Source organism: Streptomyces sp. NRRL F-2580, from assembly GCF_000720115.1.
Lineage (GTDB): Bacteria > Actinomycetota > Actinomycetes > Streptomycetales > Streptomycetaceae > Streptomyces.
Map to the genome: position 1 here is coordinate 32,170 of NZ_JOIR01000012.1, position 12,786 is coordinate 44,955.

The 12,786-nt window shown below is 72.5% G+C and carries 13 protein-coding genes; 4 read left to right on the forward strand and 9 right to left on the reverse strand.

What is annotated here, in order from left to right:
• Positions 1–168: 168 nt before the first annotated feature.
• A complete protein-coding gene (locus IF88_RS0115680) occupies positions 169–1,020 on the reverse strand; it encodes an alpha/beta fold hydrolase (RefSeq protein WP_030711474.1) in 852 nt (283 codons plus the stop codon).
• Between the two features lie 300 nt (positions 1,021–1,320).
• Here IF88_RS0115680 and IF88_RS0115685 point away from each other — a divergent pair, with 300 nt between their 5' ends.
• Positions 1,321–2,091, forward strand: coding sequence for a GntR family transcriptional regulator (locus IF88_RS0115685; protein ID WP_030711476.1), 771 nt, complete (start codon positions 1,321–1,323; stop codon positions 2,089–2,091).
• Between the two features lie 69 nt (positions 2,092–2,160).
• Here IF88_RS0115685 and IF88_RS0115690 read toward each other — a convergent pair whose 3' ends face one another.
• The 3 genes from IF88_RS0115690 to IF88_RS0115700 form a co-directional block, all read right to left on the reverse strand.
• Complete coding sequence (locus IF88_RS0115690) at positions 2,161–3,315, reverse strand: ROK family transcriptional regulator (protein ID WP_030711478.1); 1,155 nt, start codon at positions 3,313–3,315, stop codon at positions 2,161–2,163.
• A gap of 99 nt (positions 3,316–3,414) precedes the next feature.
• The gene (locus IF88_RS0115695) at positions 3,415–4,065 is read right to left on the reverse strand and encodes a response regulator transcription factor (protein ID WP_030711480.1); all 651 of its coding nucleotides are present in this window, start codon (positions 4,063–4,065) and stop codon (positions 3,415–3,417) included.
• A gap of 4 nt (positions 4,066–4,069) precedes the next feature.
• Complete coding sequence (locus IF88_RS0115700; RefSeq protein ID WP_030711482.1) at positions 4,070–5,245, reverse strand: sensor histidine kinase; 1,176 nt, start codon at positions 5,243–5,245, stop codon at positions 4,070–4,072.
• A gap of 108 nt (positions 5,246–5,353) precedes the next feature.
• Between IF88_RS0115700 and IF88_RS0115705 the strand changes: the two genes are divergently transcribed.
• From IF88_RS0115705 to IF88_RS0115715, 3 genes are read left to right on the forward strand one after another with little or no spacing between them, the layout of a single operon-like run.
• Entirely contained in the window at positions 5,354–6,265 is a 912-nt protein-coding gene (locus IF88_RS0115705; RefSeq protein WP_030711484.1) for an ABC transporter ATP-binding protein, read from the forward strand.
• Positions 6,266–6,297: 32 nt separating this feature from the next.
• A complete protein-coding gene (locus tag IF88_RS0115710) occupies positions 6,298–7,047 on the forward strand; it encodes an ABC transporter permease (RefSeq protein WP_030711486.1) in 750 nt (249 codons plus the stop codon).
• Between the two features lie 40 nt (positions 7,048–7,087).
• On the forward strand, positions 7,088–7,525 hold the full coding sequence (locus IF88_RS0115715; protein WP_030711488.1) for a hypothetical protein: 438 nt from the start codon (positions 7,088–7,090) through the stop codon (positions 7,523–7,525).
• On the opposite strand, the gene mug is transcribed toward IF88_RS0115715, so the two are convergent.
• The 5 genes from mug to IF88_RS0115740 form a co-directional block, all read right to left on the reverse strand.
• Positions 7,522–8,076 (reverse strand): G/U mismatch-specific DNA glycosylase, encoded by a 555-nt coding sequence (gene mug / locus IF88_RS0115720; protein WP_037806036.1) that lies wholly within the window; start codon positions 8,074–8,076, stop codon positions 7,522–7,524. The two genes, IF88_RS0115715 and mug, sit on opposite strands and share 4 nt — an antisense overlap.
• The gene (gene purB, locus IF88_RS0115725; RefSeq protein WP_030711492.1) at positions 8,073–9,506 is read right to left on the reverse strand and encodes an adenylosuccinate lyase; all 1,434 of its coding nucleotides are present in this window, start codon (positions 9,504–9,506) and stop codon (positions 8,073–8,075) included. The genes mug and purB overlap by 4 nt, the downstream gene beginning before the upstream one ends.
• 71 nt (positions 9,507–9,577) lie before the next feature.
• On the reverse strand, positions 9,578–10,360 hold the full coding sequence (locus IF88_RS0115730) for an SGNH/GDSL hydrolase family protein (protein ID WP_030711494.1): 783 nt from the start codon (positions 10,358–10,360) through the stop codon (positions 9,578–9,580).
• Positions 10,361–10,427: 67 nt separating this feature from the next.
• Positions 10,428–11,453 carry a hemolysin family protein gene (locus tag IF88_RS0115735; protein ID WP_030711495.1) on the reverse strand — a complete coding sequence of 342 codons (1,026 nt, stop codon included), beginning with the start codon at positions 11,451–11,453 and terminating at the stop codon, positions 10,428–10,430.
• A complete protein-coding gene (locus IF88_RS0115740; protein WP_030711497.1) occupies positions 11,450–12,784 on the reverse strand; it encodes a hemolysin family protein in 1,335 nt (444 codons plus the stop codon). Before IF88_RS0115740 ends, IF88_RS0115735 begins: the two co-directional genes overlap by 4 nt.
• Positions 12,785–12,786 lie beyond the last annotated feature (2 nt).

The window sequence follows — 12,786 nt, forward strand, 5'->3', positions numbered from 1 at the left end:
TCCAGGGGCCGGCGAGGACGGGTCGGACCAGCGTGCCGCCGCACCCCGGCCCGGCCGCGTCGCCCACGCGAACCTGGGATGAACAGCCGTCAGCCGCTCATCCGTTCGCCACCCGGTACTTCGCCCAGTATTTCGGGAGGCGCTGCGGGTGGTTACCCGGGTAGCCGTTCAGGCCGTCACGAGGCTCGCGCGGCGGGCCGTGTCAAGGATCACCCGGGAGACGAGCGCCGGGTCGTCGTTCATCGGGACGTGACCGCACCTCGGGAGCCGGACCAGCCGGGCGTCGGGGACGGTGTGCTTGGCGCGCACGCCCTGGCGGCGCAGCAGCAGCCGATCGCGCGTCCCCCAGGCGATGGTGACCGGCAGACCGGGCACGTCGTCTGTGAACCGTACGGAACCGCCGGCGGCCAGGGTCTCCTCGAAACCGGTGGCATCGCGCAGGGCGAGCGTCTCGGCGACCACGGCCTCCGGCGAACGGCGGGCCGGGCGGGCGTAGATGGTCCCGGTGAGCGCGGCGCGGCCGGCGGCGGTGCGCGAGAGCCGCCGTACCGCGGGGAGGGGCAGGGCCTTGGCGCCGGCCCGCATCGCGAGGAGGGTGGCGAAGGCGTAGCGGCGCTCGCCCTCCGTCCAGAACCCGGCGGGGGACAGGGCGGTGACCGAGCGGACGAGCTTGCTCCGGCCCATTTCGAGGGCGAGCAGCCCGCCGAGCGAGTTGCCCGCGACGTGCGGGCGCTCGACACCGAGGGTCGCGCAGAGCGCCCCGAGCGCGGGGGCCACGGTCCCCAGCGTGTACGGAACCCCCTGCGGCAGGGCCTCCGAGGCGCCGAAGCCCGGCAGATCGACGGCGATCACGTCGTGCTCGGCGGCCAGGATGTCGGTCACCGGCCGCCAGGCCTGGAGGTGATGGCCGATGCCGTGCAGCAGGAGAAGCGGTTCGCCGGAGCCCTTGCGCTCGTAGGCGACGGTGGTGGTGCGGGGGCCGAGCGGCGAATCGAACGTGAAGGAGACCGTGGCGGTCATGCTGCTGCTCCTCGTCGGTGGGACGCGTGCGAGACAGGGTGTCAGTAAGGCCTACCGCCATGATTACCGTCCGGTAGCCCTTGACTACAAGCCTTCGGAGCGCACGAGAACCACGAGAACATCCCGTGAACGGCTTGATGCGTATGCCCGATCTGCCCGGCAAAGGGATGAGCATTGGTCTTGACCAAGGGGGTGCACCGTCCTATCGTCGCAGGGATAGTGCAGGAACCTTTAATAAACAAGGGCGCGGAACTGCCGCTGGAACACACGGCGAGTGCAGCGACGGCAGGAGGAGTCAGGGTGGGGACCACGCAGCTCGAAACGGCGCCGGAGCCGAAGTACTGGCACCTCAAGACCGTCCTCAGCGAGGCGCTCGACCAGGACTTCGCCGTCGGCGAGGTCCTGCCCAACGAGCGTGAACTCGCCGCCCGTTTCGGCGTCGCCCGTGCGACCCTGCGTCAGGCGCTGGAGCAGCTGGAGCTCGAAGGCCGGCTGCAGCGTCGCCGCGGAGTCGGCACCACCGTCGCCCCGCCGCGCGTGGGCGTGGCCGTCGGCACCGCGCGGCACAGCTGGCCCGGCGACGGCGCCGACGACTGGCAGCCGGTGGACGCGGCGGAGAGCCTGCCGCCCGCCGCGGTGCTCAAGCTCCTCGGTACCGGTGGGGACTTCGCCGCCGACCAGCCGGTGCACACGGTGCGCCGCACCAGGGTCACGCAGGGCCAGGCCGTCGCCGCCGAGCTGCTCTACGTTCCGGCCGCCTCGGTGCCCGGACTCCCGGCGATCGAGGCTCCGTCCGGACCGGCCCGTGCCCGCGCCGTCCTGCGCGAGCTGCAGCGACTGGTCCTCGACGGCCAGGACCGCTCGGTGGAGCTCGGCTCCGCGCGCGCCGACGACGCCAAGGAACTGGACCGCCTGCCCGGCGCCCCGGTCCTCCTCGTCACCACCCGCTACTTCACCGCCGCGGGCACGGCCGCCGTCTCGGTGGCCACCTACCGCGCCGACACCTGCCGCCTCACCTTCGGCGACTCGGGCAACGTCGAGATCACCCACGAACCCCGCGTCGCCTCCTGACACACGGCCTGGGCCGGGCCGTCACGGCCCGGCCGGCCCCGGAGTGACCGCGGGACGGCCGGTCAGCGGTCAGCGGCGGGCCGTGACCTTCTTCTCCACGGCGAAGAGCTCCTCCTCGACGTGGTCCAGCGCGAGCCGCAGGGCGCCCGTCGCCACCGCGGCCTCGCCGAGCAGGGACTGGGCCACCCGAGGCGGGCGCAGGCAGTAGCGCTCCAGCTCCCGGCGCAGGGGCTCCAGGACCCCGTCGAGCCCGGCCGCCCAGCCGCCGACGACCACCAGCTCCGGATCCATCGCCAGGACCAGCGCCGCCACGTCGTGGACCAGCCGCTGCAGGAACCGCTCCACCGCGGCCACCGCACGCTCGTCGCCCCGCCCGGCCATCGCGAAGACCTCGGCGACGGCAGGCTCGTCCAGGGGGTGCAGCGGCTCGCCCGTGGTCGACAGCAGCCGCTCGGGAGTGACCTCGCGGCCCAGCAGGTGCAGGGCGCCGATCTCACCGGCCGCCCCGCCGAAGCCCCGGTGCAGCCGGCCGCCGATCAGCGAGCCGGCGCCGGGACTGAGCCCGGCCATCACGAACACCATGTCGCCGGTGTCCCGCGCGGCGCCCTTCCAGTGCTCGGCGACCGCCGCCGCGTTGGCGTCGTTCTCCACCTGTACGGGGCAGCGGAACGAGCGGCGCAGCCGCTCCCCGAGCGGCAGCCCGGTCCAGCCGGGCAGCGCCGTGCCGAGGCGGACCGTGCCGTCCGCCTCCACGATCCCGGGGCTGCCGACCCCGACCGCCCGCAGGGAGTCCCGCGGGACGCCTGCGCGGCGCAGCAGATCGGCGACGGCCGCCCGCACCCGCTCCAGCCGCTCGTCCGCGGACGCCTCCTCCGCGACGTCCTTGGTGCCGGCGCCGATGACGCGGCCGTCCAGCCCGGACAGCAGCACCGCGATCCGGTGCGAACCGATCTCGATGCCCAGCAGGTGTCCCGCCTCGGCCCGGAACCGGAACCGTCTGGCCGGCCGTCCCTGGCGTCGCGCGCCTTCCTCCGCTTCGGCCTCGACGACGAGCCCGGTCCCGATCAGCCCCTCCACGACACCTTCGACGGTCGGCCGGGAGAGCCCGGTCAGGCGTGTGAGGTCGGTGAGGGTCGGCGATCCGGCCGTGCGCAGCGCGCGCAGCACGACGGCGGAATTGATCCGCCGGAGCAGAGAGGGGTCCCCGCCGGTCAGCTGCCCCAACGTGTGTCCTCCCAGCTAGCGAGCTTGTCAGCCGGATCGTACTGCGCCCCCGGTGCGGCGGCGAGAAGCGGCCCCCCATCGGCCGGAATCAGCTCTTCCTCAGGCCGGTGAGACGAACCCCGACTCGTACGCCATGATCACGGCCTGGGTGCGGTCCCGCGCCCCCAGTTTTGCCAGGATCGCGCTGACGTGGGACTTGACCGTCTCCGTGCCGATGATCAGGTCGGCCGCGATCTCCACGTTGGTGAGCCCCCGCGCCATGAGCCGCAGCACCGCCTCCTCCCGCTCGGTCAGCGCGGCCCGCTCCAGCACCGCCCGGGCCTTCCGGTTCCCGTACTCCGCGGCCAGCGCCCGCACCGCCGCCGGGAAGAGCAGCGTCTCGCCCTCCGCCACCAGCCGCACCGCGTGCACGATCTCCGAAGGCCGGGCCCGCTTCAGCAGGAACCCGTCGGCTCCGGCCCGCAACGCCTGGTAGACGTACTCGTCGTTCTCGAAGGTGGTGACCACGAGGATCTTCGGCGGGGAGTCCACCGACTTCAGGACCGCCCGGGTCGCCTCGATCCCGTCGAGCAGCGGCATCCGCACGTCCATCGCCACCACGTCCGGCCTGAGCTGGCGGACGAGCGGGACCACGGAGGCCCCGTCCGCGGCCTCACCCACCACCTCGATGTCGGGCTGGGAGTCAAGGACTGCGCGCAGACCCGCGCGCACGAGGGGTTCGTCGTCGACGAGCAGTACGGTAACCGGCATCCGGTCAGCGTATTCGCTCCAGTGGAAGCCGGGCGCGCACCCTCCAACTGCCCTCGTACGGACCGGTCTCGGCCTCCCCGCCGAGCAGCGCGGCCCGCTCCCGCATCCCGCGCAGCCCGCTTCCGCTGCCCTGTGTCAGGGCCGGCCCCGCCGGCAGCGGGTTCGACACCTCCAGGTCCAGCCGGCCCCCGGCCATCTCGATCCTCACCCGGACGGGCACCGGCCCGCAGTGCCGCAGCACGTTCGTGAGCGCCTCCTGAAGGATCCGGTACCCCTCCCGGGTGACCGGCCCCGGCAACTTGTCGAGCGGGCCGGTCAGTTGTGCGTCCACCGCCGCCCCGGAGGCCCGGGCCGACTCCAGCAGCCGGTCCGCCTCCACGAGCGTCGGCCGCTGCGACGGTTGCTGCCCGGACTCCCTCAGGACGCCCAGGACCCGTTCCAGATCCTCCAGCGCGGCCCGGCCCGTCTCCTCGATCGCGCACAGCGCCCGGTCCGTGAACTCCGGGTCGCCGGCGGCCCGGGCGGCCCCCGCCTGCACCACCGCCACCGTCAGCGCGTGCCCGATGGAGTCGTGCAGTTCGCGGGCGATCCGGTTCCGCTCCAGCAGCTGTTCGGTCCGGACCTCCAGCGCGGTGAGCCGCTCGGCCGCCGAAGGCCCCAGCAGCCGCTGGGCGATCGCGGTGATCAGCTCCCCGAGCAGCACCACTATGGCGATGAGCAGGACCAGCGGCACCGGCACCAGCAGCGCGGCGGCCCACCGCGGGGGCGCGAAGGGAAGCATGAGGTCCCCACCCAGCGGATGCCCTATCGCGATCGAGACCAGCTCGACCGTCATGGCCGGGAGCCACACCGTCGGGACCCAGGCGCCCGCCGCGAGGACGAGCCGCACCTCGAGCCACACCAGGGTCCGCCACCGGTCGTTCCACCGCTTGGAGGGGACCGCGCTGATGGTGCTCTCCGAGCGGTCCCAGTCGTGCGGCGTCAGCAGGAACCGCGCCTGCAGCCCCTCGACCAGCCGCACCCAGGGGACCAGACCGAGCGGTACCGCGATGAGCAGCGGAACCCACGGCATCTCGGGCCCTATGAACATCCAGAGGGCCACCAGCAGGATGGGCACGCAGAGGTGCAACCAGCGTGAGTAGGTCACCGGTTGGAGCGCGGCACGGAGCAGTCGGTACATGCACTCATCGTGACAGTCGGCGGCCGGCAGGCGTCTCCCCCACGTGGGGGAGACGGCACCCTCGCATGGGGGAGGGAGGGGAGTGGGGCCGGCGGCGAGTCTTGAGCCATGAACAGCATCGAGATCCGAGAACTCACCAAGGCATACGGCACCCACCGTGCGGTGGACGGCCTCACCTTCGATGTCCTGCCCGGACGGGTCACCGGCTTCCTCGGCCCCAACGGCGCCGGCAAGTCCACCACGATGCGCCTGCTGCTGGGCCTGGACCGGGCCACGTCCGGTACGGCCACGATCGGCGGGCAGCGCTTCACCGACTTCCCCGACCCGCTGCACCGGGTCGGCGCGCTGCTGGACGCCCAGGCGGCCCACGGCGGGCGCACCGCCCGGGACCACCTGCGTTTCCTCGCGGCGGCCGACCGGATCCCGATGCGCAGGGTGGAGGAGGTCCTGGAGCAGGCCGGGATAGCCTCCGTGGCCAGGCGGAGGATCAAGTCCTTCTCGCTCGGCATGCGCCAGCGCCTGGGCATAGCCGCGGCGCTGCTGGGCGACCCCGGGGTGCTGCTGCTGGACGAGCCGACCAACGGCCTCGACCCCGAAGGCATCATCTGGATCCGCGAGCTGATGCGCGGTCTCGCCGCCGAGGGACGCACCGTCCTCGTCTCCAGCCATCTGATGTCGGAGACCTCGGCGCTCGCCGACCACCTGGTCGTGCTCGGCAACGGCAGGCTGCTGGCCGACACCTCGATGGAGGAGTTCATCGACGCCCGCAGTACCCCGCGGGTGCGCCTGCGCACCTCCGACCCGGTTCGGCTGCGGGCCGCGCTGGCCCGGGACGGCTTCGAGCTGGTGACCGCGGACGACGGGCGGTGGACCGTCGAGGGCATACAGGCCGATCAGGTCGGCAGCCTGGCCGCCCGAGAGGGCGTGCCCGTGCTGGAACTCGCCGACGACAGGGCCTCGCTGGAGCAGGCCTACCTGGATCTCACCGCCGATCACGCCCAGTTCACCGCAACCCGCTGATCTTCCCCTCTTCCCCACTCAGGAGGTTCGCCATGAGCGCTGCTCTGCCCACCCTGCCCGTCCTGCACTCGGAATGGATCAAGCTGCGGTCCCTCCGCGGCACCATAGGCGCCTACATCACCGTCTTCGTCGCCACCGCCGGGATCCAGGCGCTCACCGCCGCGGCGATAGGCCAGTCCGAAGAGGGCAGCATGGGTGACGACAGGCTCCTCGCGGCTTACTACGGACTCAACTTCGGCCAGATAGCGGCGATGGCCTTCGGAGCGAACGCGCTGTCCGCCGAGTTCCACAACGGAGCTCTGCGCACCTCGCTGGCCGCCGTGCCGAACCGCACCCGCTTCTACCTGTCGAAGATGGCCATGGTGGGGGTACTCGCCTTCGTGATGGGGGAGGTCACCGCCCTCGTCACCTTCGTCGCCGGCCAGTCGTTCATGGGGCCGTACGCCATGGAGCTGGGTGACCCGGGCACCGTCCGGTCCGTGTTCGGCTGCGGGATGTACCTGGCGCTGATGACGCTGTTCGCGGCGGGACTGACGGCCGTCCTGCGGAGCGCGGCGGCCGTGTTGAGCCTGCTCATACCCTTCGTGCTGCTGGTGTCCTTCGTCATCGGAGCGAGTGCCGAGGGCGCGGCCCAGCTCCTGCCGGACCGGGCCGGGCAGATGATGATGCGGATGGAGGCCGGTGACCTCGTCGGACCCTGGACGGGACTCGGTGTGATGGCGCTGTGGGCGGCCGTCGCGGTCATCGGCGGGTGGGTCTCGGTGCGGCGCCGGGACGCGTGACGACGGGCCAGTTGTCAGTGGTGGTCGGGATACTGACGGTATGACCACGGCAGAGCATCTCGACATGATCGACCGGCTCCGGGTGCGGGAGTTCCCCACCGAGCCGGTCTGGTCCGGCGGGCAGAGCAGCGGCCCGGGTTACCACCTCGTCCGGGTCGGCCGGACCGCGGACTTCTGGGAGGACGGCGGCGCGGGCCGGACCGAGGCGACCGACCAGATCAACGCCGAGTACGGGGCGCTCACCCGGTCGCTCTCCGACCGGTGGGGAGACCCGCAGGTCTTCAGCCTCGGATCGCTGCTGGAAAGGGCGCTCGACGGGGAGGAGATACCGGAGCCGTGGGACGAGCTGAGCGACAGCACCGACCACGTGCACCTGTGGCGGGCCGGCGAGCAGTGGCTGGTGGCCTACGTGGCGCAGGGGGCCGAGGGGGACCCCTACCTGCTGATGGCAGGGGTCACCGTGATCGACCCGCCCTAGCGCTCGGGGAGCTCGGGGGTCTCGGCGGCGGCGCGGAGGCGGGCGTACTCCTGGGCCATGGACTCGGCGGTCCAGTGGGCGTTGAGGCCGCTCGGGTTGGGGAGGGCCCAGATGCGGGTGGAGCCGATGGTCCGTTCCTGGGGGCCGATCTGCGCCTTCCGCTCGCCGAAGGCGGTGCGGTAGGCCGTCACTCCTACCACCGCCAGCCACTGGGGGCGCAGGAGTTCCACCTTGGCCGTCAGGATGCGGCCGCCCTCGCGGAACTCCTCGGCGCTCAGTTCGTCCGCGCGGGCGGTGGCCCGGGCCACGACGTTGGTGATGCCGAGGCGGTAGGTGAGGAGTTCCTCCTGTTCCGCCGGGGCCAGTCGGCGGGGGGTGAAGCCCGAGAGGTGCAGGACCGGCCAGAACCGGTTGCCGGGGCGGGCGAAGTGGTGGCCCGTCGCGGCGGAGAGGAGCCCGGGGTTGATCCCGCAGAACAACACACGCAGACCGCCCGCGACCACGTCCGGGAGGACGCGGTCGCGGGCGGCGGTCAGCTCTTCGGGGGTCAGAGGATCGACCCCGGCGCGTACCCGGCGGCCTCCGGGTGCTGCTTGGCGATCGCCTCGATCCGGGAGACCACGGTCGCGACCTGGTCGCCCGCGGCGCCCGTGAAGGACAGCTTGTCGGCCATGAGGGCGTCGAGCTGGGCCCGGTCCAGGGGCATCCGCTCGTCGGCGGCCAGCTTGTCCAGCAGCTCATTGCGCTCGGCGCCCTGCTCGCGCATGGCGAGCGCGGAGGCCACCGCGTGCTCCTTGATGACCTCGTGGGCGGCCTCGCGGCCGACGCCGGCCCGCACCGCGCCCATCAGGACCTTGGTGGTCGCGAGGAAGGGCAGGTAGCGGTCCAGCTCGCGGGCGACGACGGCCGGGAAGGCGCCGAACTCGTCGAGGACCGTCAGGAAGGTCTCCAGCAGGCCGTCGAAGGCGAAGAACGCGTCCGGCAGGGCGACCCGGCGGACCACGGAGCAGGAGACGTCGCCCTCGTTCCACTGGTCGCCGGCCAGCTCGCCGGTCATCGAGGCGTAGCCGCGCAGGATGACCATCAGGCCGTTCACGCGCTCGCAGGAGCGGGTGTTCATCTTGTGCGGCATCGCGGAGGAGCCGACCTGGCCGGGCTTGAAGCCCTCGGTGACCAGCTCGTGGCCGGCCATCAGGCGGATCGTCTTGGCGATCGACGAAGGGGCGGCGGCCAGCTGCACGAGCGCGGTGACGACGTCGTAGTCGAGCGAGCGCGGGTAGACCTGGCCGACCGAGGTGAAGGCCTGGGCGAAGCCGAGGTGGGCGGCGATCCGCTGCTCCAGGTCGGCGAGCTTGGCGGCGTCGCCGCCGAGCAGGTCGAGCATGTCCTGGGCGGTGCCCACCGGGCCCTTGATCCCGCGCAGCGGGTAGCGGCCGAGGAGGTTCTCCAGGCGGTCGTAGGCGACGAGCAGCTCGTCGGCTGCGGTGGCGAAGCGCTTGCCCAGGGTGGTGGCCTGCGCGGCCACGTTGTGGGAGCGGCCGGCCATGACCAGCTCGGCGTGCTCGGCGGCCAGCTTGCCGAGGCGGGCGAGGACCGCCACCGTGCGGTCGCGGGCCAGCTCCAGCGAGAGCCGGATCTGCAGCTGCTCGACGTTCTCGGTGAGGTCGCGCGAGGTCATGCCCTTGTGGACGTGCTCGTGACCGGCGAGGGCGTTGAACTCCTCGATGCGGGCCTTCACGTCGTGCCGGGTGACCTTCTCGCGCTCGGCGATGGAGGCGAGGTCGACGGTCTCCAGGACGCGCTCGTAGTCGGCGAGGGCCGCGTCCGGGACCTCGATACCGAGGTCCTTCTGGGCGCGCAGCACGGCGAGCCACAGCCGCCGCTCCAGCGTCACCTTGTACTCGGGGGACCACAGGACGGCGAGCTCCGCGGAGGCGTAGCGGCCGGCCAGGACATTGGGGATGCGGGGCTTGGCAGTCACGTGGAAGGATTCTACTTGGGCTGCCGCTGTGCGTTTACGCAGGTAGGGCCACCGCTCGCGATTGTGGCTTGCTACGAGAGCGGCGCGTCCCCGTACGGCAGCAGCTCCGGGCGCTTGGCCGGGCGGCCGTCCCCGGAGGAGCGGCCCGTCAGGCGGCGGCCGATCCAGGGGATCAGGTGCTGCCGGGCGAAGCTCACGTCCTGGGCCCGGCGCACCGTCCAGCCGGGGGGTGCGGCGGCGGGCAGTTCCGTGCGCCAGTCCTCCTCGGCGGGCAGGCCCAGGGTCTGCCAGACGGCCTCGGCGACCCGGCGGTGCCCCTCCGCCGTCAGGTGCAGCCGGTCCACGTCCCACATCCGCTGATCGCCGAGCGCGGAGGCCCCGTACAGGTCGACCACCAAGGCGCCGTGCCGGGCGGCGAGCTCCTCGATGATGAGGAAGAGCTCCTCCATGCGCGGCCGGAAGCGTTCCATCACCGGACCGTTGCGCCCCGGGGAGCGCATGAGGACGAGGTGCTTGCAGGACGGAGCGAGGGTTTCCACCGCCGCCTCCAGGTGGCCGCGGACGCGGCCCATGTCCACCTTGGGGCGCAGCGCGTCGTTCAGCCCGCCCACCAGGGTCACCACGTCGGCGCCCATCGCCGCCGCCACCGGGGCCTGGTCCTCGGCGATCTGGCCGATCAGCTTCCCGCGGACCGCGAGGTTGGCGTAGCGGAAGCCCGGCTCGCGCGCGGCGAGGCGGGCGGCCAGCAGATCGGCCCAGCCCCGGTAGGAGCCGTCTGGAAGCAGGTCCGACATGCCCTCGGTGAAGGAGTCGCCGATCGCGACGAAACTGGTGTAAGAGGCATTCATCTCCATGGCGGAGTGATGTTACCGCGTGGTACCCCGGCCCCGCAGGGCCGGGGACCACACCTCACCCCAGGGATCAGGCGGGCGCGGGCCTTCCGAACAGCTCCCGCAGCACGTCCTCCATCGTCACCAGGCCCGCCATGGCATCCTCCGCCCCGAGCACCGCCGCCAGGTGCGTACGGCTGCGCCGCATGGCGGTCAGTACGTCGTCCAGCGGGGTCTCCTCCCGCACCTGGGCGATCGGCCGCAGCTCCGACACCGGGAACGGCTCGCTCCGCGCTTCCCCGTCCGCGTCCAGGGCGTCCTTCACGTGCAGGTAGCCCAGGATCCGGTCCTGCTCGTCGATCACCGGGAACCGGGAGTACCCGGACTCGGCCGACAGCCGCTCCAGGCCGGCGGGAGTGATGCCCACGCGGGCAGAGACCACCCGGTCCGCCGGCAGCACCACATCGGTCACCGGCCGCCGGCCCAGCTCCAGGGCGTCGTGCAGGCGCTCGCTCGCGCGGTCGTCGAGCAGACCCGCGTCACTGGAGTCCTTGACCATCCGTGCCAGCTCGTCGTCCGAGAAGCTCGCCGCGATCTCGTTCTTCACCTCCACCCGCAGCAGTCGCAGCAGGACGTTGGCGAAGGCGTTGATCGCGAAGATCACCGGCCGCAGTGCCCGGGTGAGGGTCACCAGCGGCGGCCCCAGCAGCAGCGCGGTGCGCACCGGCTCGGAAAGCGCCACGTTCTTCGGCACCATCTCGCCGAAGAGCATGTGCAGGTACGTCGCCAGCGACAGCGCCACCGCGAAGGAGATCGCGTGCGTCAGCCCGTCGGGTACCCCGACGAGGTCGAACAGCGGGGTCAGCAGGTGCGCGATGGCCGGCTCGGCCACCACACCCAGCACCAGGGTGCACAGCGTGATGCCCAGCTGCGCCGCCGCCATCAGCGCCGACACGTGCTCCAGGCCCCACAGGACGGCGCGGGCACGCCGGTCGCCCTGCTCGGCGTACGGCTCGATCTGGCTCCGCCGGACCGAGATCAGCGCGAACTCCGCACCGACGAAGAAGGCGTTGACGACCAGGGTCGCCAGGCCGATCAGCAGCTGGATGACGGTCATCGGGCCTCCTCCGTTCCCCCGGCGCGCCCGGCCGGCGCGTGCAGCAGCACCCGCGCCGCCCGGCGTCCGCCGGCGTCCACGACGTCCAGGCGCCAGCCGTCCAGTTCCAGCTGGTCGCCGACGGCCGGGATCCGGCCCAGCTCGGTCGCTATCAGACCGGCCAGCGTCTCGTACGGACCGTCCGGCACCCGCAGGCCGATCCGCTGGAGCTGATCGGTGCGCGCGGCGCCGTCGGCGGAGTAGAGGAGGCGCCCGGAGTCGTCCGTACCGGCCGGGGCCAGGTCCGGGGTCTCGTGCGGGTCGTGCTCGTCGCGGACCTCGCCGACGACCTCCTCGACGATGTCCTCCAGCGTGGCCACGCCGGCCGTGCCGCCGTACTCGTCGATGACCACGGCCATCGTCTGCTTGCCGGACAGCCGGTCCAGCAGCCGGTCCACGGTCAGGGACTCCGGTACGAGGAGGGGCTCGCGCAGCAGCTGCGACACCGGACGGCGGCGGCGCTCCTCGGCGGGCAGCGCCAGCACGTCCTTGATGTGGACGGTGCCGACGACGGTGTCCAGGCTCCCCCGGTAGACGGGGAAGCGGGACAGGCCGGTGGCGAGCGTCGCATTCGCCACGTCCTCGGCGGTGGCCTGCACGTCGAGGGCGGTGACCTGGACACGCGGGGTCATCACGTTCTCGGCGGTCAGGTCGGCCAGGTTCAGGGTCCGCACGAACAGCTCGGCTGTGTCCTTCTCCAGGGCGCCCTCCTTCGCGGAGTGCCGCGCCAGGGCGACCAGCTCCTGCGGCGTGCGCGCGGAGGCCAGCTCCTCGGCCGGCTCCATGCCGAGACGGCGCACCATGTGGTTCGCGGTGGTGTTGAGGTGGCTGATCAGGGGCCGGAAGGCCCGGCTGAAGACGCGCTGCGCCGTCGCCACGCGCTTGGCGATCGCCAGCGGGGAGGAGATGGCCCAGTTCTTGGGCACCAGCTCGCCGACGACCATCAGCACCACGGTCGACACGACGGTGCCGAGGACCAGGGCGGTGGAGGACGCGGCGGCGGCCGGCAGGCCCATCGCCTCGAACGGGCCCCGGAGCAGGGTGGAGATCGACGGCTTGGAGATCATGCCGATGACCAGGCCGGTCACGGTGATGCCGAGCTGGGCGCCGGAGAGCTGGAACGTCAGGGTGCGGACGGCGGCCAGGGCGCTGTCGGCCCCGCGCTCGCCGCGCTCGACGGCCCGCTCGAGCTCGCTCCGTTCCACGGTCGTCAGCGAGAACTCGGCCGCGACGAAGACTCCGCAGGCGACGCAGAGCAGCAGTGCCACGACGAGCAGGAGCACCTCGGTCATCG

What these genes read in the sequence shown, in the direction of transcription:
- IF88_RS0115680 (WP_030711474.1), bottom strand. Translation starts at nt 1,020, where the DNA reads ATGACCGCCACGGTCTCCTTCACGTTCGATTCGCCGCTCGGCCCCCGC.
- IF88_RS0115695 (WP_030711480.1), bottom strand. Translation starts at nt 4,065, where the DNA reads ATGCCGGTTACCGTACTGCTCGTCGACGACGAACCCCTCGTGCGCGCG.
- IF88_RS0115700 (WP_030711482.1), bottom strand. Translation starts at nt 5,245, where the DNA reads ATGTACCGACTGCTCCGTGCCGCGCTCCAACCGGTGACCTACTCACGC.
- IF88_RS0115705 (WP_030711484.1), top strand. Translation starts at nt 5,354, where the DNA reads ATGAACAGCATCGAGATCCGAGAACTCACCAAGGCATACGGCACCCAC.
- IF88_RS0115710 (WP_030711486.1), top strand. Translation starts at nt 6,298, where the DNA reads ATGAGCGCTGCTCTGCCCACCCTGCCCGTCCTGCACTCGGAATGGATC.
- IF88_RS0115715 (WP_030711488.1), top strand. Translation starts at nt 7,088, where the DNA reads ATGACCACGGCAGAGCATCTCGACATGATCGACCGGCTCCGGGTGCGG.
- IF88_RS0115730 (WP_030711494.1), bottom strand. Translation starts at nt 10,360, where the DNA reads ATGGAGATGAATGCCTCTTACACCAGTTTCGTCGCGATCGGCGACTCC.
- IF88_RS0115735 (WP_030711495.1), bottom strand. Translation starts at nt 11,453, where the DNA reads ATGACCGTCATCCAGCTGCTGATCGGCCTGGCGACCCTGGTCGTCAAC.
- IF88_RS0115740 (WP_030711497.1), bottom strand. Translation starts at nt 12,784, where the DNA reads ATGACCGAGGTGCTCCTGCTCGTCGTGGCACTGCTGCTCTGCGTCGCC.